The sequence below is a fragment of the Corynebacterium tuberculostearicum SK141 genome, assembly GCF_000175635.1.
Lineage (GTDB): Bacteria > Actinomycetota > Actinomycetes > Mycobacteriales > Mycobacteriaceae > Corynebacterium > Corynebacterium tuberculostearicum_C.
This window is the reverse complement of record NZ_ACVP01000004.1, coordinates 1-17,907: the sequence shown is the minus strand read 5'-3', so window position 1 is coordinate 17,907 and position 17,907 is coordinate 1. Positions and strand designations below refer to the sequence as shown.

General features: G+C 58.7%; 18 protein-coding genes and 2 tRNA genes. 9 read left to right on the top strand and 11 right to left on the bottom strand.

Features of this window, described 5'->3' with window-relative positions:
* Nucleotides 1–3: 3 nt before the first annotated feature.
* From CORTU0001_RS01635 to rpmH, 6 genes are read right to left on the bottom strand one after another with little or no spacing between them, the layout of a single operon-like run.
* Complete coding sequence (locus CORTU0001_RS01635; protein WP_005326889.1) at nucleotides 4–852, bottom strand: ParA family protein; 849 nt, start codon at nucleotides 850–852, stop codon at nucleotides 4–6.
* Between the two features lie 10 nt (nucleotides 853–862).
* The gene (gene rsmG, locus CORTU0001_RS01630) at nucleotides 863–1,462 is read right to left on the bottom strand and encodes a 16S rRNA (guanine(527)-N(7))-methyltransferase RsmG (protein WP_225747357.1); all 600 of its coding nucleotides are present in this window, start codon (nucleotides 1,460–1,462) and stop codon (nucleotides 863–865) included.
* Between the two features lie 29 nt (nucleotides 1,463–1,491).
* On the bottom strand, nucleotides 1,492–2,469 hold the full coding sequence (gene yidC, locus CORTU0001_RS01625; RefSeq protein ID WP_005326885.1) for a membrane protein insertase YidC: 978 nt from the start codon (nucleotides 2,467–2,469) through the stop codon (nucleotides 1,492–1,494).
* Between the two features lie 13 nt (nucleotides 2,470–2,482).
* Nucleotides 2,483–2,698, bottom strand: coding sequence for a membrane protein insertion efficiency factor YidD (gene yidD / locus CORTU0001_RS11350; protein WP_005326014.1), 216 nt, complete (start codon nucleotides 2,696–2,698; stop codon nucleotides 2,483–2,485).
* 47 nt (nucleotides 2,699–2,745) lie between these two features.
* Complete coding sequence (gene rnpA, locus CORTU0001_RS01620; RefSeq protein ID WP_005326013.1) at nucleotides 2,746–3,108, bottom strand: ribonuclease P protein component; 363 nt, start codon at nucleotides 3,106–3,108, stop codon at nucleotides 2,746–2,748.
* A 3-nt stretch (nucleotides 3,109–3,111) separates the two neighbouring features.
* Nucleotides 3,112–3,255 carry a 50S ribosomal protein L34 gene (gene rpmH, locus CORTU0001_RS01615; RefSeq protein WP_003847033.1) on the bottom strand — a complete coding sequence of 48 codons (144 nt, stop codon included), beginning with the start codon at nucleotides 3,253–3,255 and terminating at the stop codon, nucleotides 3,112–3,114.
* Between the two features lie 670 nt (nucleotides 3,256–3,925).
* On the opposite strand from rpmH, the gene dnaA reads away from it, so the two are divergent.
* The 5 genes from dnaA to gyrB all read left to right on the top strand — a co-directional run bounded on the left by dnaA (nucleotide 3,926) and on the right by gyrB (nucleotide 11,477).
* Nucleotides 3,926–5,563 (top strand): chromosomal replication initiator protein DnaA, encoded by a 1,638-nt coding sequence (gene dnaA / locus CORTU0001_RS01610; protein WP_005326881.1) that lies wholly within the window; start codon nucleotides 3,926–3,928, stop codon nucleotides 5,561–5,563.
* 732 nt (nucleotides 5,564–6,295) lie between these two features.
* On the top strand, nucleotides 6,296–7,477 hold the full coding sequence (gene dnaN, locus CORTU0001_RS01605) for a DNA polymerase III subunit beta (RefSeq protein WP_005325994.1): 1,182 nt from the start codon (nucleotides 6,296–6,298) through the stop codon (nucleotides 7,475–7,477).
* A complete protein-coding gene (gene recF / locus CORTU0001_RS01600; protein ID WP_005326880.1) occupies nucleotides 7,477–8,688 on the top strand; it encodes a DNA replication/repair protein RecF in 1,212 nt (403 codons plus the stop codon). The genes dnaN and recF overlap by 1 nt, the downstream gene beginning before the upstream one ends.
* Nucleotides 8,681–9,250 carry a DciA family protein gene (locus CORTU0001_RS01595; RefSeq protein WP_005326879.1) on the top strand — a complete coding sequence of 190 codons (570 nt, stop codon included), beginning with the start codon at nucleotides 8,681–8,683 and terminating at the stop codon, nucleotides 9,248–9,250. Before recF ends, CORTU0001_RS01595 begins: the two co-directional genes overlap by 8 nt.
* Nucleotides 9,251–9,407: 157 nt before the next feature.
* Nucleotides 9,408–11,477 carry a DNA topoisomerase (ATP-hydrolyzing) subunit B gene (gyrB, locus tag CORTU0001_RS01590; protein ID WP_005326878.1) on the top strand — a complete coding sequence of 690 codons (2,070 nt, stop codon included), beginning with the start codon at nucleotides 9,408–9,410 and terminating at the stop codon, nucleotides 11,475–11,477.
* Nucleotides 11,478–11,547: 70 nt separating this feature from the next.
* Here the strand turns inward: gyrB and CORTU0001_RS01585 are convergent, their stop codons facing one another.
* Genes CORTU0001_RS01585 through CORTU0001_RS01565 form a run of 5 tightly spaced genes read right to left on the bottom strand, consistent with a single transcriptional unit; the run spans nucleotide 11,548 to nucleotide 14,407 of the window.
* Entirely contained in the window at nucleotides 11,548–13,023 is a 1,476-nt protein-coding gene (locus CORTU0001_RS01585; RefSeq protein WP_005326877.1) for an MFS transporter, read from the bottom strand.
* Nucleotides 13,024–13,065: 42 nt separating this feature from the next.
* Complete coding sequence (locus CORTU0001_RS01580; RefSeq protein ID WP_005326876.1) at nucleotides 13,066–13,503, bottom strand: DUF6918 family protein; 438 nt, start codon at nucleotides 13,501–13,503, stop codon at nucleotides 13,066–13,068.
* Nucleotides 13,504–13,523: 20 nt separating this feature from the next.
* Nucleotides 13,524–13,880 (bottom strand): hypothetical protein, encoded by a 357-nt coding sequence (locus CORTU0001_RS01575; RefSeq protein WP_005326875.1) that lies wholly within the window; start codon nucleotides 13,878–13,880, stop codon nucleotides 13,524–13,526.
* Nucleotides 13,881–13,918: 38 nt separating this feature from the next.
* Nucleotides 13,919–14,179, bottom strand: a complete 261-nt coding sequence (locus CORTU0001_RS01570) for a hypothetical protein (RefSeq protein ID WP_005326874.1) — start codon at nucleotides 14,177–14,179, stop codon at nucleotides 13,919–13,921.
* 6 nt (nucleotides 14,180–14,185) lie between these two features.
* Nucleotides 14,186–14,407: a CopG family transcriptional regulator gene (locus CORTU0001_RS01565; RefSeq protein ID WP_005325982.1), complete on the bottom strand. Its 222-nt coding sequence runs from the start codon at nucleotides 14,405–14,407 to the stop codon at nucleotides 14,186–14,188.
* A 79-nt stretch (nucleotides 14,408–14,486) separates the two neighbouring features.
* On the opposite strand from CORTU0001_RS01565, the gene gyrA reads away from it, so the two are divergent.
* The 4 genes from gyrA (at nucleotide 14,487) to CORTU0001_RS01545 (ending at nucleotide 17,702) form a co-directional block, all read left to right on the top strand.
* On the top strand, nucleotides 14,487–17,039 hold the full coding sequence (gene gyrA / locus CORTU0001_RS01560) for a DNA gyrase subunit A (protein ID WP_005326873.1): 2,553 nt from the start codon (nucleotides 14,487–14,489) through the stop codon (nucleotides 17,037–17,039).
* 3 nt (nucleotides 17,040–17,042) lie between these two features.
* Nucleotides 17,043–17,381 carry a DUF3566 domain-containing protein gene (locus CORTU0001_RS01555; protein ID WP_034667939.1) on the top strand — a complete coding sequence of 113 codons (339 nt, stop codon included), beginning with the start codon at nucleotides 17,043–17,045 and terminating at the stop codon, nucleotides 17,379–17,381.
* A gap of 162 nt (nucleotides 17,382–17,543) precedes the next feature.
* Nucleotides 17,544–17,620 (top strand) — tRNA-Ile (locus CORTU0001_RS01550).
* 9 nt (nucleotides 17,621–17,629) lie between these two features.
* Nucleotides 17,630–17,702 (top strand) — tRNA-Ala (locus tag CORTU0001_RS01545).
* The last annotated feature ends 205 nt before the right edge of the window (nucleotides 17,703–17,907 follow it).

Here is a 17,907-nt window from a genome sequence, read left to right as displayed (position 1 = left end):
TTCCTATCCTTCCAATTCCGCGTAAATCTCTGGGCTCACGCCAATCGCCCCGGTGGTCGGGTGCGGGCGGTAATCGCCACGCCGGTTAAGTTCGCGCGCCGCCGCAAGGTACGCGCGGGCACCGGTGGACGAGGGAGCGTAATCAATAACCGTAGTACCGTACCCCGGTGCCTCGGAAACGCGCACGGAGCGCGGGATAACATTGGCCAGCACCACGGCTCCGAACTGTTCGCGGACGTTATCTGCCACATCCTCGGCCAAACGTGTACGAGCGTCATACATGGTCAGCAGCACGGCGGAAATATGCAGATCCTCGTTGAGATGCTCACGAATCATGGAGATATTGCCTAGCAGCTGGCCCACGCCTTCCAGCGCGTAATACTCGCATTGAATCGGGATGATGACCTCTTCAGCGCAGGTCATCGCATTGATGGTGAGCAAGCCAAGTGATGGCGGGCAATCAATGAAGACATATTCAAAACCATGCTCTTCAAGGAAGCCATTATGCAGGGCGTCATAGAGCCGAAATTCTCGGCGTACCAAGGAGACCATTTCAATCTCCGCACCAGCCAGATCAATGGTGGCGGGGATGCAAAAAAGATTCTCGTTGTGCGAGGAGGCCTGCATAGCCTTCTCGGCGGTGCAATCACCAAGGAGCACCTCATAGCTGGAATCGGTGCCGGAATTATGTTCCGCGCCCATGGCCGTGGAGGCGTTTCCCTGCGGGTCGAGGTCGATCACCAGCACTTTTTTGCCCTCTGTGGCTAGCGCTGCGGCCAAGTTGGCGGCGGAGGTGGTTTTGCCTACGCCGCCTTTCTGGTTAGCAATGGTGATAAGGCGCGGATTAGTCATGCCGTCTACTTTAGTTCACGCGCGGGACACGAATGATCGTGGTTCCCTCGATGGTGCTGACCTCGGCCTTTCCACCGCCGGCCTTCTTAATATCAGCGGCATCGCGTTCCAGTTCCTCGTGTACCGAAGAACCCTTCAGCGCGATCATTTCACCACCCTTGCGCACGAGCGGCAGCGACCATTTCGCCAGCTTGCCCAGGGGCGCGACGGCGCGGGAGGTGACCACGTCTGCTCCCGCCACGGCCTTTTTAATCGGGCCTTCCTCGGCACGGCCACGCAGGACCGTCACGTTGTCTAGGCCAAGCTCTTCTACGACTTCGTTGAGGTAGTTATAGCGCTTGAGCAGCGGCTCGATCAGGGTGATCTGCAGGTCCGGGCGCGCAATGGCCAGCGGAATGCCGGGCAATCCGGCCCCTGAGCCGACGTCGATAACCGTGGCGCCCTCCGGGATTGCTTGCTTGACGACGGCGCAGTTAATAATGTGCCTTTCCCACAAGCGTGGCACCTCGCGGGGGCCTATAAAACCACGAGTGGACCCGTCTGTAGCGAGCGAATCATGGTAAGCCTGCGCGAGGGGCAAGCGGGAGCCGAATACTACTGACGGGTCCATCTCGGACACGATGGGGTTCTCCTCCGTGTTTATTTGTTTTTGCGCTGTTTCTTGGTGCGGTTGTCCTTCTTGCGGGCACCCGGCTTAGGCGCGGAAGTGCGCTTGGCCTCAACCTTAGCGGCTTCCTCTTCTTCTTCCTCGCGGTCCATCTTGGCATAGACGATGCGGGTTTGGAAGAAGGTCCAGACCGTATTGGCCATCATGTAGAACAGCAAACCAATCGGCCAGATGGAGCCGGAGAAGACCAGCATGGCCGGCATGACCCACAGCATCATCTTGGACATCATGGCCATTTGCTGCTGCATCATTTCCGCGTTCTGGCCCTGCGGTGCTTGGGTCTTGCCAGCAGCGCGGCGCTTTTCCTGGCGGTTGAGGCTCATGCGGGCGTTGAAGTGCGTCATGACCGCAATGATGGCGATCATCGGAACGATGATGACGGCGGCCTGGCTGGTAGTAACACCCTCCACAATCGGCGAGTTCAAGCGCAGGTTGGTCACCAACGGGACATCGAAAATCTTGGCATCCAAGAACTGCTGGACCAGGTCCGGCTTAAAGATGTAGTTCGCGGTATTGGCGTTATCCTCAATGGACATTGGGTCACCACTGGGGTGGCCAATACCACCGGCTACCGCAACGGTGCGGTCGAAGGAGCGCAGCACGTGGAACAAACCAACGAACATTGGAATCTGCACGAAGACCGGCAGGCAGCCGGCCATCGGACGAACGCCGGACTCCTTGTAGACCTTCTGCATTTCCTGCGCGGCCTTGGTTTGGTCATTACCGTACTTCGCGCGGATTTCCTGCACCTTAGGCTGGATTTCCTGCATCTTGCGCGAGGAACGAATCTGGCTAATGGTCGGCTTGACCATTAGTGCCTTAAGCGTCCAGGTCAGCAGCACAATGGCCAGAATCCAGGTAATGCCCCAGGCAGGGTCCATTACGAGGGACAGCAGCCAGTGCCAGAACCACAAAACGGCCGAAATTGGCCAGTAAATGAAATTAAGCACGAGTGTTTAATCCTCAATTGTTGTTGGTACCCGGGACCGGATCGAATCCGCCCGGATGCCAGGGGCCGCATTTGCAGACCCTGGCTATTGCCATCGCCGTACCCTTGATTGCGCCGTGTTGAGAAAGCGCCTCTAGGGCATAAGCACTGCATGTCGGCTCGAACCGACAGGTCGATACCATTTTAAGGCCAGAGACATGTTTTTGGTAGAAACGAACCACTTTGACCATTGGTTTGGCCAATCCTCTGGCTGGGGGAATTTCCTCCCCGCGGGAATTTAGATATCCCATTGCTTGCGCAGTGCTTTGGCAAGATCTTTTTCTAATTGCTCACTGCTAGCAGTGGCGCTGGCGGGCAAGGCACGGATAACAACGTCCACGCTGGCGGGCAGCTTGGGAATGAATGTCATACACACATGGCGAAGCCGCCGGGAGGTGCGGTGGCGAACCACTGCATTCCCGACGGCTTTCGAAACAATCAGCCCAAATCGCGGCCCAGTGGCGGCGATATCGGCTGCTTTGTCCGTACCTGCGTTGTCGCGCGCATGCACGACGACCGTACGAGTGCCCGCCCGGCGACTACCCTTCATCGTGCGCCGAAATTGCGTCGGCGACGTGAGCTTGTGCTGGGCTGGAAGCATAACTTATGCAGTCAGCTTTGCGCGGCCCTTCTTGCGACGAGCTGCAACAATGGCGCGACCTGCACGGGTGCTCATGCGGGTGCGGAAGCCGTGCTTGCGAGCACGACGACGGTTGTTCGGCTGGAACGTGCGCTTACCCTTTGCCACGTTAATTCTCCTTGAAGTTGTGCGTAGGCACACCACCGCAATGCAGCGGCACGCCCACTGATGAATAGATTCCATGAACCTGACGCATCACAGTCTCTCCGGTGCACGGCGAGCCGACGGGCCCAGCCGGTGCGAGGTGACGCTGTCACTTTCACGCGCAACTCTTTGTTGCAATAGACCATGCCAGATTACGTGATTTCTGCCGCTGGGAACAAATCGACACCCGGGTACACCCGAAATTACATAAATGTTTTTTCCTGCAGCTAGAGGGCCAGATTCTGCGCTCTTACTGCACCTAATCCATCACGCAGTAAGACCCACCCCAACCCACACCCGAGTGGTGAATTTTTCTCGCTAGACACACCCGCCATTTCGGCGGTAGAACAGAAGAATCAAATTCCACAGCCCAACCGGTCATGTGGATAACTCTAAATCAACGCTTGAGACTTTTGCAGTTTCCGCAGCATAGGGCCATAAATTGACCAATGAAGAGTTATCCACAGTCATGAACTAAGCTGTGAATAACTATTTCATCCACACCTGTGGATAACTCTGTGGAGATCGAGGTGACTCGATAAAAACCGATGTGAAAACCACGGTGGAATCCGCAGTGAAAATTGTTATTCAATGTCCACCCGTCCCCGACTAAATTCCACAAAGGTAGCCTGTTGTGACTGACCCACAAGCGAACCTGCATGCCGTTTGGCGCGCGGTCGTTGATGACCTGCTCGCACAATCCGAGCAACCCAATTCCGAGGTCCCCAGTTTTTCGCACTCACAGCGCCTTTACCTCCAACTGGTTCGCCCCATCATGATGGTTGAGGGCTACACCCTCGTTGCCGCCGAAAACCTGGATGCCAAAAATGTGGTCGAAAATGAGTTGGGCGAGCACATTGCCAAGGCATTAACCCGCCACCTAGGCCGGCCGTGTTCCTTTGCTGTTACCCTTGCCACCCCGCAAGAGCCACAGCCGCCGGCCGCGGAGCCTGCACCACAGCCAACGCCCCCTCAACAACAGCAACCGCCTCAAGCGCAACCGCCGCAGAACACGGAAGCTACCCAGAACTACATTCCGCGCCCGCAGCAAACGGATGCCGCTGCACAGCAGGCCCCTTCCCAGAACAATTGGCAGTCGAGTCACGCCCCTGCAAGCCTGGATGAGCTGGCCCAGCACTATAACCAACAGCAGGCAGAATCCGCGGGAAATTTCTCCGGTGCTGCCACCAATTCTGCCCGCATCCCGCGCGAGGCCCCGGCGCACGATCCCAACCGTGAGACTTCCCTCAATCCGAAGCACACCTTCGATAGCTTCGTGATCGGTTCTTCGAATCGTTTTGCCAATGGTGCCGCCGTGGCTGTGGCCGAGAATCCCGCCCGTGCGTACAACCCACTATTTATCTGGGGTGGCTCTGGTCTGGGTAAAACGCATCTTTTGCATGCCGCCGGCAACTACGCCCAAGTACTGCATCCGGGTCTGCGCGTAAAGTATGTGTCTTCGGAAGAATTCACGAATGACTATATTAATTCCCTGCGCGATGACCGTCAGGAATCATTCAAGCGGCGCTACCGCAATCTCGACATTTTGATGGTCGATGACATCCAGTTCTTGGAAGGCAAAGAATCCACCCAGGAAGAGTTCTTCCATACTTTCAATGCGCTGCACCAAGCCAATAAGCAGATCATTTTGTCTTCGGACCGCCCACCGAAGCAGCTAACCACGCTGGAAGATCGCCTCCGCACCCGCTTTGAAGGCGGTCTTATCACCGATATTCAGCCGCCAGATCTAGAAACGCGTATCGCGATTTTGATGAAGAAGGCGGCCAATGACGGCACCGAAGTGGATCGCTCCGTGCTTGAGCTCATTGCCTCTCGTTTTGAGTCATCTATTCGTGAGCTCGAGGGCGCACTGATCCGCGTTTCGGCCTATTCCTCCTTGGTGAATGAGCCAATCAACGTGGAGATGGCAGAAATCGCGTTGCGCGATTTGGCCCCAGATTCCGCCGATAGGCAAATCACCGCTACCTCGATCATGGAGGTCACTGCAGAATTCTTCGATATTGATGTAGAGACTCTGCGCGGCGCTGGCAAAAAGCGTGCGGTGGCACATGCACGCCAGTTAGCTATGTATCTGTGCCGCGAGCTCACGGAGCTATCCCTTCCCAAGATCGGTGAACAGTTCGGCGGCAAAGACCACACCACCGTCATTTACGCGGATCGCAAGATCCGCAAAGAGATGACTGAAAAGCGCAATACCTACGACGAGATCCAGGCGCTTACCCAGCGCATCACGAATCGCGGCCGCGCCTAAATTTCTCTACCGCTGGTTCAGCGCCTTCCTTATATAAAGGAGGGCGCTTTTGTCTGACCTTTGTCACTTCGGGGATTCTGCTCGCACTACTTAAAGGTGAGACCAGAACTACCAGATCAGAGATTCTTGACTGAGACGCCGAAACCTGGTTCAAACCGTCCACACAGCCGCCTACACCTTCGTGTAATTCCACAAAGAACCCAGAAGGTCCGCGAAAAGTACTCTCTTAACTGCGAAAAGAGTTATCCACAGCGTTATTCACACTTGTGTAATTCCATCTTTGTAATTCGTAGATCTTACTCACAGTTTTAAATTCCACAGGCTCTATGCTGGGAGAACTACCCTGTGATCAGCACTGTGTGTAGATCGGTGATCAAATGACAAAACCTGTGGATAAACCGGCGATCCCGTTAGTTGTCCACATTTCGCCCCGATTGATCACAGCAAGATCACAAGAATTGGCACACCCCGGATCTGTGTCCTGAACTTGTCGTTTACCTAGTTACCCACAGATCCCACAGCGCTTATTACTACTACTAAATTATTTCTCTGATCTGTATAGAAGAAAGAGGGTGTGTGGAATTCGGCCCGGCCTGCCTTCGGCCAAGCGCGGATCGGACAGGCAAAGATGGAATTACACGTTGTGGCGCACCGTGCCCGATGCGGTAAGTTGGAAGCCAGTCTTTTGTAAGTAACAAATTTCCTACTTGCCCCAGAGGAGCTCTTCGCACCATGGATGAAGCCGTGTCATTTCGCGTGGCCAAAGATGACCTTGCCAACGCCGTAGCGTGGGTTGCTCGTAGCCTGCCGTCCAAGGTCACCCAGCCTGTGCTCCGCGCGATGCTGATCACCGCGGATGACAATGGTCTTGAGTTCACTGGCTTCGATTACGAGGTGTCCACCCGCGTCCGAATCGCCGGAATGGTGGATGAGCCCGGACAGATCGCGGTAGCCGGCAAGCTCCTCTCTGACATCGTCGCTTCCCTGCCCAACAAGGAAGTGGAGATCTCCCAGGTAGATTCCAAGGCTCTGGTTACTTGTGGTTCTTCCCGCTTTGAGCTGCCACTGATTCCTCTGGATGATTACCCGCAGCTCCCGGTCCTGCCGGAGGTTACCGGCACCATTCAGCCACAGCTATTCGTCGAGGCCATCCATCAGGTCGCCGCTGCGGCCGGCAAGGATGACACCTTGCCCATGCTCACCGGTGTGCACATGGATATCCGTGGCAAGGACATTGAGATGACGGCAACGGACCGCTTCCGCCTGGCCATGCGCACCTTGGAATGGGAGCCGAAGTCGCCGGATGTAGAAGCGAAACTCTTGGTGCCTGCGAAGACCCTGCAGGAAACTGGTCGTTCCTTGGATCCGCACCTGAATATCCCAGTCGAAATCGCTGTGGGAACCGATGACAATATTGGTGCCGATGGTCTCTTTGGCCTGCACGCGGATAATCGCGAGACCACCACGCGCATGCTGGATGCGGACTTCCCTAATGTGCAACCCCTGCTGCCGAAGAATCACACCAATATTGCCTCCATTGAGGTCGCCCCGCTGCAGGAAGCAATTCGCCGCGTGTCTTTGCTGACGGATCGCAACGCACAGATTCGGATGGAATTCGCCGATGGCCAGGTGACCCTTTCCGCCGGTGCGGATGCTGGTAACGCGACCGAGACCCTGCCGTGTGCGTTCCATGGCCGCGATGAATTCCTCATCGCCTTCAATCCGGGCTACCTCAAGGATGGCTTGGGCGTCATCAATACCGACCGCGTGGTCTTCGGCTTTACCGAGCCTTCGCGCCCAGCCATCATGATCCCAGAACCGGAAGAGCTGCCTGAGGCCGATGAAGATGGCAACTTCCCCACGCCGGAGACCAACTTCACCTACCTGCTCATGCCGGTTCGCCTGCCGGGCTAATGTACGTCAGGGATCTCGATGTTCGGGATTTTCGCTCGTGGCCCGAACTTAATGTGCAGCTAGGGCCGGGGATCACCCTTTTTGTCGGTCGCAATGGCTTTGGCAAGACCAATATCGTTGAGGCCATTGGCTATACCGCTCACCTTTCCTCCCACCGCGTTTCCTACGATGCACCGCTGGTGCGCCAAGGCGCGGATAGCGCGCGGGTATCCATTACCGCGGTGAACCAGGGCCGCGAGCTTACTACCCATTTGCTGATTAAGCCCCATGCGGCCAACCAGGCGCAGATTAATCGCACCCGCCTGCGCAGCCCTCGTGAGCTGCTGGGCGTGGTAAAAACTGTGCTCTTCTCCCCGGAGGACTTGGCCCTGGTGCGCGGGGAGCCGGCTGGGCGCCGCGCCTACCTCGATAGCATCATTGCCTCGCGGACTCCGCGCTTAGCGGGTGTGAAGGCCGACTACGACAAGGTGCTCAAGCAACGCAATGCCCTGCTGAAATCGGCCTCCGCCAGCCTGCGCCGCGGCTATTCCAATAGCGATGGCGCCGCTGCGTTGGCCACCTTGGATACCTGGGATGCGCAGCTTGCCCGGCTTGGCGCCCAGGTGATCGCCGCACGCCTTGCGCTTGTCGACGCCCTCTTGGACCACATCCCCGCCGCCTATTCCGGCCTGGCGCCAGAATCGCGACCAGCGCACGTGGAGTATAAGTCCACGATCGATACCTCCGATCGCGAGGTGCTAGAGGCCGTGCTGCTCACCGAGTTGGCCGCCGCCCGGCAGCGCGAGATCGAACGCGGCATTTCCCTGGTGGGTCCGCACCGCGATGATCTGGTGCTCAACCTGGGCGATCAGCCGGCCAAGGGCTTTGCTAGCCACGGCGAGACGTGGTCTTATGCCATCGCGCTGCGCCTGGCGGAATTCAACCTCCTGCGCCAGGAGGGAGGATCCGATCCGGTGCTCATCTTGGATGATGTCTTTGCCGAGCTCGATGCCAAGCGCCGCAAGCAGCTGGTCCACTTGGCCGCCGAGGCCGAACAGGTGCTCATTACGGCGGCCGTGGATGAGGATCTGCCCGGAAACTTGGAACCCATCGTGCGCTACCGCGTGAGCGTAGAAGATACCGAGACCGGCCGCATTTCCAAGCTCAGCGCCGAAGATTCTGCCGAAGATCGTGCTCAAGATGCCGCTGAGGAAGGTGAGGGGAATGAGTGAGGATCAAGGGGGCGTCGGCAAGCAGCGCATCGATCCCGTCACCCAGTACTTCAAGCTGGTTCGGTCCACCTCCAAAAACCCGCCGAAGCTGACCCGCCCGGTGCCGAAGATGCCGGTGCCTTCGCTGGAGAAGGCGCAAAAGCAGGGGTATATGGGCTATCAACGGGGCATTCCCACAGGACCAGATGGCAGGAAGAAACGGCGCACGCTGGCCGTGCCGAGCCTGGGGTCCCAAATTAACCGCGAGGTGGTCAATCGTGGGTGGGAGCATGATCTGGCTAATGGCTGGGTGATGGGCAATTGGGAGCATCTGGTGGGCGAGCGCATTGCCGCGCATACGCAGCCGCAGCGGATTAAGGACAAGATTGTCTATGTATCCTGCGATAACTCCACGTGGGCAACGGAGCTGCGCTACCTGCAGCGGCAAATCCTGCGCAAAATCTCTGACCGCCTAGGCCCCGATGTCATTGTGGAACTGCGGATTCACGGACCGAAGCAAAGGCGCAATTATGAGGGGCGGCAGTGGGTCAAACCGCAAGGATCACAAGATACCTACGGCTAATAGGCTGAGGTTTACTCAGACCTGCACAATGTAAATAACCTCAGAGCGCGCCAGATTCCTATCTCTCACGGGTGTGGGGTGTCTTTCAGTAGGGGGTATCCGTGTAGAATAGTCAAGGTCTTAGAATTAGCTATAGCCAAAAGGAGAGCACGAATCCGTGGCTGAAGAACACGCATATGATGCCGGGTCAATTACGATCCTGGAGGGCCTCGAGGCCGTTCGTAAGCGCCCCGGCATGTACATTGGTTCGACCGGTTCGCGCGGCCTGCACCACCTCATTTGGGAGATCGTTGATAACTCCGTCGATGAGGCCATGGCCGGCTACGCCGACAAGGTTACCGTCAAGCTGCTGGAAGATGGCGGCGTAGAGGTCATCGATAATGGCCGTGGCATCCCGGTAGAAATGCACGCCTCTGGCGCGCCTACCGTCCAGGTGGTCATGACCCAGCTGCACGCCGGCGGTAAGTTCGACTCCGACTCCTACGCCGTTTCCGGCGGCCTGCACGGCGTCGGCATTTCCGTGGTGAACGCGCTTTCTACCCGCGTGGAGGCGGAGATTAAGCGCGACGGCAAGCACTGGTACCAAAACTTCCAGAACGCCATCCCAGACGAGCTCGTTGAGGGTGGCAATGCCCGCGGCACGGGCACCAAGATTCGTTTCTGGGCGGACCCGGAAGTTTTTGAAACCACCGAGTACGATTACGACACCATCGCCCGCCGCCTGCAGGAAATGGCCTTCCTGAACAAGGGCCTGAGCATTGAGCTCATTGACGAGCGCGTCACCGAAGAGCAGATCGAGCTGGAGGAAATCGCCGATGCAGAATCCGGCGAGACCAGCGCGGATGAAACCTCCTTCGATGATGCCCCAGACGCCGGCGATACCTTCAACGAAGAATCCGGCGAGGCGGAGGACGCTGCGGCAGAGAAGAAGCGCCGCAAGAAGGTAACCTTCCACTACCCAGATGGCTTGACCGACTACGTCAAGTACCTCAATAAGTCCAAGACCGCGATCCACCCGACCATCGTTTCCTTCGATGCGAAGGGCGAGGATCACGAGGTAGAGGTAGCGCTGCAGTGGAACCAGGGCTATAAGCAGTCCGTTCACACCTTTGCCAATACCATCAACACCCACGAGGGCGGCACGCACGAAGAGGGTTTCCGTGCGGCCCTAACCTCCCTAATGAACCGCTACGCCAAGGAGCATAAGCTCCTCAAGGAAAAGGACGGCAATCTCTCCGGCGATGACTGCCGCGAAGGCTTGGCGGCCGTCATTTCCGTCAAGGTAGGCGATCCGCAGTTCGAGGGCCAGACCAAGACCAAGCTGGGCAATTCCGAGATCAAGGGCTTTGTCCAGCGCGCGGTTAACGAGCACGTCAATGACTGGTTCGATGCCAACCCGGCAGAGGCCAAGGCCATTATCAATAAGGCCGTGTCCTCCGCGCATGCTCGCATGGCAGCCCGCAAGGCTCGCGAGATGGTGCGCCGCAAGTCCGCCACCGACCTCGGCGGCCTGCCAGGCAAGCTCGCCGATTGCCGCTCGAAGGATCCGAAGATTTCCGAGCTCTACATCGTGGAGGGTGACTCTGCAGGTGGCTCCGCTAAGGGCGGCCGCGATTCCATGTTCCAGGCCATCCTGCCGCTGCGCGGCAAGATCCTGAACGTGGAGAAGGCCCGCATGGATAAGGTCCTCAAGAATGCCGAGGTCCAGGCGATCATTACCGCGCTGGGTACCGGCATTCACGAGGAATTCGATATCAAGAAGCTGCGCTACGACAAGATCGTGCTCATGGCCGATGCCGACGTGGACGGCCAGCACATTGCGACGCTGCTTCTGACCTTGCTCTTCCGCTTTATGCCGCAGCTGGTTGAGGACGGCCACGTGTTCCTGGCTAACCCGCCGCTGTACAAGCTCAAGTGGTCTAAGGGTACTCCGGGCTATGCTTTTTCCGACGCCGAGCGCGATAAGCTTCTGGCCGAGGGCCTGGAGCAAAACCGCAAGATCAACAAGGATGACGGCATCCAGCGCTACAAGGGTCTGGGCGAGATGAACGCCGCCGAGCTGTGGGAGACCACGCTTGACCCGAGCACCCGCATCCTGCGCCGTGTGGACTTGGAAGACGCGCAGCGCGCCGATGAGCTCTTCTCCATTCTCATGGGTGATGATGTCTCGGCTCGCCGCTCCTTCATTACCCGCCGCGCGAAGGACGTCCGCTTCCTGGATATCTAGAGCGCAGCATGAAGCCCACCGTGGAATTTACCGCGGTGGGCTTTAATTGTGGCGTCGGAAAGCGCCGGGCCTAGGCCTGGGATCTGTGCTGATCCGCTACGGCGAATCCTAGGGAAGCGAGGCACATGGCGAGGATGACGCCGAAGCCGGCAATGATGGACAGCGGCCAGTCCGCGCTTGTGCCGTGCAAGGTGGCAAAAACGATGGCCGTAATAACGGCAAGCCCAATGGCCGTACCGATGCGCTGGCCGGTTTGGAGGACGGCGCCGGACGATCCGGCGTAGGCCTGTGGAACATGCGCCAAGGTGAGCGTTTGGTTGGGGGAGATGACCGAGCCTTGGCCGCCGCCAACTAAGGCCAGCGAAAGGACCATCCACCATTCGCTGGCTCCCCACTGCTCGGTGGCCCAGATAAGCGCAATGGTGGCAATGAGGCCGGAGATGGTCACGAGCATGCCCAGCACCACGACTTTGCGGCCGTGGACGGATACGGATCGGCCGGCCAGCGTGGCAGATATGGAACTCAACAAGGCAGCCGGAATGCCTACGGAGCCGGCAGCCAGGGCGGAGTGTCCGAGCCCGCTTTGGAAGTAGAGCGCCACGAGCACCCAAATGCTGGTAATGCCCATAAACCACAAGGTGGCGATGATGGTGCCATTGCGAAAACTCGGGGTGGCGAAGATAGTGAGATCCACCATTGGCGGATGGCCGGTGGCCTTGTGGCGGCGCTCCCATAGCACCCAACCCACAAGGAGGACGGCGCCCAGCAGAAGGAGCCACCACACGGCCGGGGAGGCGGACGATTCCATGAAGGGGAAGAGGATGGCCCACACCGCAGCACCGAGAATCACCGCACCGATGGGATCCAGGGTGGCGAGGGCCTTGAAGATGCCCAGTTTATTGCCATTGTCATCGCGCACGCGGGAAAACAGCGGCCGCGGAAACCACAGCAATCCTAAGATGATGGCAATAAGGCCGACGGGGCAATTGACCAGTATGGTCAGCCGCCAGCCTAGGTCCGCGCCGCCGAGGCGAATGAGCAGGCCGCCCAGTACCGGACCGATGGCCACGGCGATGCCCACCGTGGAACCGAAGTAGCCGAAGGCGCGGGCGCGTTCCGGACCGCGGAAGTACTGCTGGATCATGCCCACGCCCTGCGGGTTGAGCAGGCCAGCGCCTATGCCTTGGATAAAGCGGGCGGCGTTGAGTGCTTCCGCGTTGGGGGCAAAGCCGGCGACCGCAGCACTGATGGAATAAATAGCGATGCCCGCTAGAAAAATGCCGCCGCGGCCGACGAGATCTCCCGCGCGGCCGGCCGCCACAAGGATGACGCCAAAGGTGAGCGCATAGCCGGAGAGCACCCATTGCACATCGGATTCAGAGGCTCCCAGGCCCGATTGAATCGAGGGCAGGGCTACGTTCACGATCGACACGCTCAGCAGGGACATGAAGAGTGCCGTGAGCAAAACGATAAGTACCCGCCAGCGGGCGGGATCCTGGCCGGCGGGGTACTCGGTTTGGTTAGCTGCGGAAGTAGTCACTTCCACACTTATACTCTGCGGTTTGTTCTAGGTTCAACCGCGTGGAAATTACATGTGTTTTTGCAGCACGCGGCCGAAATCCGGTACCGCAGGGGTGAGGAATTTCGAGGCCTTACCGCGCAAGGAGTTATAAGGCTTAGACAGCGCGGGGGAGTTAATCTGCTCGGCGTGCTTATCGGCCACCGACATGATGGAATCGCTCACCTGGGTGCTGCGGGGCTCGAGGAAGGAACCGAAATCCTGCTCGGAGCTGCGTGCAAACTCTTGCCAGTGCGGATCTAAAGCGTCGAGGATATCCGGCAACACGCGGCCTAGCGCCTTGGTGATGATGGCGGAGTCTACCTTCTTCGCGGCGGCGACGGCGCCCTTGAGCGCCATGCCGGTAATGCCCGATTGCTTGGCGACGACCCCCTCAACCAGCTCGCCGCAATCGTTAATCACCGCAGTGCGCTGCGGACCTGACATAAGTTCAGAAAGATGTGCCATGCTGCACCACCTTACGCGAGTTAGGCGGGCTGGCCCGGCAGGCCAGGGAGGTTGGCCTGAATGGCAGCAATCTGATCGGCGATCTGGCCCAAGCCGGCATCGCGGGCAGCTTTCTCCAGATCGACGTTAGGGGAGTACAGGGCCACGGCGCTGGCCAGCGCGGTGACGCCGGCGGCCGCTGCGGTGATAATCAGGGTGAGGTCCAGCTGGGAAGAACCGGTAGAGGAACCACCGGCCTCGCCTGGCTTAAAGTCCGGATTTACCGTTTCTTTCCAGGAATCGGCATCAGCGGCGGTAGCGGTAGGAGCAGTCACGGCGGTGATAGCTAGCGCTACGGCGGTCAGGCTCGAGGCGGCAATCTTCTTGCAGCGGGACATGGTGGTAGTTCCTTTCTTGGGTCACTATCCCCAGTAACTTAGGTAACTTCTTTAACACTAAGGTAGACGCGCGCGCTGAACTTTGCGAACTCTGCGTTATACCCGCTCAGCACCGGCACGCGGGCTAATACCTCTGCCATTGCGCGGGCGGCATCGCGGTGGTTGTCGTGAATGGCAATTCCTTCCACCTTGGCGGTACTGGCTGCCGCCGCGGCCGCCAGGGCGGCGAAGTTGGTGATGCGGACGTTAAAGCGAGCGCAAAACTCGCGGGCCAAGAGGTAGAGCTGTTCAGTAGTCATGCTTGCCTAAGACTGTGCGGGCCGGGCACGGCGGATTTCCGCCTCCAGCTCAGCGCGGCCGGGGAGGAGGGCGCGGGCGGTGGATTGCACGTGGGCGTCGGCAAGCGTGCGGGCTGCCGCCGCAACGATGGCGCGTACCACCGCCTCGTGCTTGGAGGTGCCCTGCGCGGAGGCCAGTAGCGTCAGCGCGTGATCCTGTTCGTCCGTAAGTCGCAATGTCATCGCCATGCCCCAAGTGATACCATGGTGATACCACCCGTGCGGCAATTCGAGTCCTGAAAAGCGCTAGAGGGTAGAATTTGGGGCTATGAGTGACAATAACGACGATCTTTTTGATCGCATATTTCCCATTGACATTAATGAGGAGATGGAGTCGAGCTACATCGACTACGCCATGTCCGTCATCGTCGGCCGCGCCCTGCCGGAGGTGCGCGATGGCCTGAAGCCGGTGCACCGCCGCATCCTCTACGCGATGTTCGATTCCGGTTACCGCCCGGAGCGCGGCTACGTGAAGTCCGCCCGCCCGGTCTCGGACACCATGGGTCAGTTCCACCCGCACGGTGACTCCGCCATCTATGACACCTTGGTGCGTCTGGCCCAGTCCTGGAACATGCGCTATCCGCTGGTGGATGGCCAGGGTAACTTCGGTTCCCGCGGCAACGACGGCCCGGCAGCAATGCGTTATACGGAGTGTAAGCTCACCCCGTTGGCCATGGAGATGGTGCGCGATATCCGCGAGAACACCGTGGACTTCTCGCCCAACTATGATGGCAAGACCAGCGAGCCAGACGTCCTGCCGTCCCGCGTTCCGAACCTGCTCATGAACGGCTCTGGCGGCATTGCCGTGGGTATGGCCACCAATATTCCGCCGCATAACCTCAACGAGCTGGCCGAGGCCATCTACTGGATGCTGGATAACCCAGACGCCGATGAAGAGGCTGCGCTGGAAGCCTGCATGGAACGCGTCAAGGGCCCGGATTTCCCCACCGCCGGCCTCATTGTGGGCGATCAGGGCATCAAGGATGCCTACACCACCGGCCGCGGCTCCATCCGCATGCGCGGTGTGACCTCCATCGAGGAGTCTGGCTCCCGTCAGACCATCGTCATTACCGAGCTGCCGTTCCAGGTCAACCCGGATAACCTCATCTCCAATATCGCGGAGTCCGTGGCCAGCGGCAAGATTGCGGGCATTTCCAAGATCGAGGATGAGTCCTCCGACCGCGTGGGCATGCGCATCGTGGTCACCCTGAAGCGCGACGCCGTGGCTCGCGTGGTGCTCAATAACCTCTACAAGCACTCCCAGCTGCAGACCTCCTTCGGCGCCAACATGCTCTCCATTGTTGACGGCGTGCCGCGCACCCTCCGCCTGGATCAAATGCTGCGCTACTACGTGGAGCACCAGATCGAGGTCATCGTTCGCCGTACCCAGTACCGCCTGAACGAGGCCGAGAAGCGCGCCCACATCTTGCGCGGTTTGGTTAAGGCCCTGGACATGCTGGATGAGGTCATTGCCCTTATCCGCCGTTCTCCCACCGTGGACGAGGCGCGCGAAGGCTTGAAGGAGCTTCTCGACGTCGACGATATCCAGGCTGATGCCATCCTGGCCATGCAGCTGCGCAAGCTGGCTGCACTGGAGCGCCAGAAGATTATCGACGAGTTGGCCGAGATCGAGCGCGAGATCGCCGACCTGAAGGACATCCTCGCCCGCGAGGAGCGCCAGCGCCAGATTGTTCACGATGAGCTGGCAGAGATCGTCGATAAGTATGGCGATGAACGCCGCACCGAGATCATCCCTGCCACCGGCGACGTCACCGATGAGGACCTCATCGCCCGCGAGAACGTCGTGGTCACCATTACCTCTACCGGCTACGCTAAGCGCACCAAGGTGGATTCCTATAAGGCGCAAAAGCGCGGTGGCAAGGGCGTGCGCGGCGCTGAGCTCAAGCAGGACGATATTGTGAAGAACTTCTTCGTCTGCTCCACGCACGACTGGATCTTGTTCTTTACCAACTTCGGCCGTGTCTACCGTCTTAAGGCCTATGAGCTGCCCGAGGGCGGTCGCGCCGCACGCGGCCAGCACGTGGCTAACCTGCTGGAATTCCAGCCGGAGGAAAAGATTGCCCAGGTCATCCAGATTCAGTCCTACGAGGACGCTCCTTACCTGGTCCTCGCCACCCAGCAGGGCCGCGTAAAGAAGTCCCGCCTGACCGATTATGAGTCCGCGCGTTCCGCTGGCCTTATCGCCATCAACCTCAACGAGGGCGATGCGCTCATCGGCGCACAGCTCGTCTCTGAGGGCGATGACATCCTGCTTACCTCCGAGCAGGGTCAAGCTATCCGCTTTACTGCCGACGACGACCAGCTGCGCCCCATGGGCCGCGCTACCGCCGGTGTGAAGGGCATGCGCTTCCGTGGCGATGACCAGCTGCTATCCATGTCCGTGGTCCACGATGGCGAGTTCCTTTTGGTAGCCACCTCTGGCGGCTACGGCAAGCGCACCGCCATCGAGGAATACACCCCGCAGGGCCGCGGTGGCTTGGGTGTTATGACCTTCAAGTACACCCCGAAGCGCGGCAAGCTCATCGGCGCCATCTCCGTCGATGAGGATGACGAGATCTTCGCCATCACCTCCGCCGGCGGCGTCATCCGCACCGAGGTGGACCAGATTCGTCCGTCCTCCCGTGCGACCATGGGTGTGCGCTTGGTGAACCTGGCCGACGACGTCGAACTGCTTGCCATCGACCGCAACGTCGAAGAAGATGGTGAGGAAGACGCTCAGGCTGTAGCCAAGGGTGAAAAGACCGTGGATGAGGTCCAGCAGGAGCACAAGGCTGGCGATGCTTCCAAGGATGAGGAGTAATTAATGGCACGACGAGACGTAACGATTACGCGAATCTCGCCCACCTCCGCGTTCCGCGTTGGTCTGGCCTTGTCACTCGTCGGACTCATTGCCTGGATGCTGGCCGTATGCCTGCTCTACATCGGCCTGAACCAGGTGGGCATCTGGGAATCGCTCAATAGCCTCGTCGGCGGCGTGGGCGGCGGATTCGAGGTCACCTTCGGTGTCGTCATCTCCGCCTCCGCGCTCATCGGCGTTATTTTCGCCGTTCTCCTTACGTTGCTGGCACCACTGATGGCGGTTATTTATAACGCCATAGTGGACGTCTTTGGCGGCCTGCGGGTCGACCTAGACAACCGCTAGCGCCTCTCTCGTTCTGGAAGGTGCCGGCACCTTCGGGTGTCGGCATTTTTCTTTCTTCCGTGCAAATCTTTCCCCTCTTTCGAGTTGCAAGAAATATTTGTTGAGCAGGCGATTTGTGTAAATCCGGGGATAGTATGTAGAGTTAATTCTCGTTCCGCACAAGGGCCTATAGCTCAGTCGGTTAGAGCGCATCGCTGATAACGATGAGGTCGCTGGTTCGATTCCAGCTAGGCCCACCACGGAACAATGGGGCATTAGCTCAATTGGTAGAGCATCTGCTTTGCAAGCAGAAGGTCAGGAGTTCGATTCTCCTATGCTCCACAGCATGAAGTCCGGCTTCCTCTTCGGAGGGGCCGGACATTTTTCATTTCTGCGCTCATTCCCAAGCGCTCTGAGAAGTGACTCAATGGCGAGCGCTCCACTCGGATCACCATTTTCGTCCATATAAACCGGCAAAACTGTCGACGAAAATTGAGGTTTGGATGGACGATATCGTTGAAGACAGCACTAAGGCAGTCTCGAAAAG

What these genes read in the sequence shown, in the direction of transcription:
- CORTU0001_RS01570 (WP_005326874.1), bottom strand. Translation starts at nt 14,179, where the DNA reads ATGACTACTGAACAGCTCTACCTCTTGGCCCGCGAGTTTTGCGCTCGC.
- gyrA (WP_005326873.1), top strand. Translation starts at nt 14,487, where the DNA reads ATGAGTGACAATAACGACGATCTTTTTGATCGCATATTTCCCATTGAC.
- CORTU0001_RS01565 (WP_005325982.1), bottom strand. Translation starts at nt 14,407, where the DNA reads ATGGCGATGACATTGCGACTTACGGACGAACAGGATCACGCGCTGACG.
- CORTU0001_RS01580 (WP_005326876.1), bottom strand. Translation starts at nt 13,503, where the DNA reads ATGGCACATCTTTCTGAACTTATGTCAGGTCCGCAGCGCACTGCGGTG.
- yidD (WP_005326014.1), bottom strand. Translation starts at nt 2,698, where the DNA reads ATGGTCAAAGTGGTTCGTTTCTACCAAAAACATGTCTCTGGCCTTAAA.
- dnaN (WP_005325994.1), top strand. Translation starts at nt 6,296, where the DNA reads ATGGATGAAGCCGTGTCATTTCGCGTGGCCAAAGATGACCTTGCCAAC.
- rsmG (WP_225747357.1), bottom strand. Translation starts at nt 1,462, where the DNA reads ATGGACCCGTCAGTAGTATTCGGCTCCCGCTTGCCCCTCGCGCAGGCT.
- CORTU0001_RS01635 (WP_005326889.1), bottom strand. Translation starts at nt 852, where the DNA reads ATGACTAATCCGCGCCTTATCACCATTGCTAACCAGAAAGGCGGCGTA.
- rnpA (WP_005326013.1), bottom strand. Translation starts at nt 3,108, where the DNA reads ATGCTTCCAGCCCAGCACAAGCTCACGTCGCCGACGCAATTTCGGCGC.
- CORTU0001_RS01575 (WP_005326875.1), bottom strand. Translation starts at nt 13,880, where the DNA reads ATGTCCCGCTGCAAGAAGATTGCCGCCTCGAGCCTGACCGCCGTAGCG.
- recF (WP_005326880.1), top strand. Translation starts at nt 7,477, where the DNA reads ATGTACGTCAGGGATCTCGATGTTCGGGATTTTCGCTCGTGGCCCGAA.
- CORTU0001_RS01555 (WP_034667939.1), top strand. Translation starts at nt 17,043, where the DNA reads ATGGCACGACGAGACGTAACGATTACGCGAATCTCGCCCACCTCCGCG.
- CORTU0001_RS01595 (WP_005326879.1), top strand. Translation starts at nt 8,681, where the DNA reads ATGAGTGAGGATCAAGGGGGCGTCGGCAAGCAGCGCATCGATCCCGTC.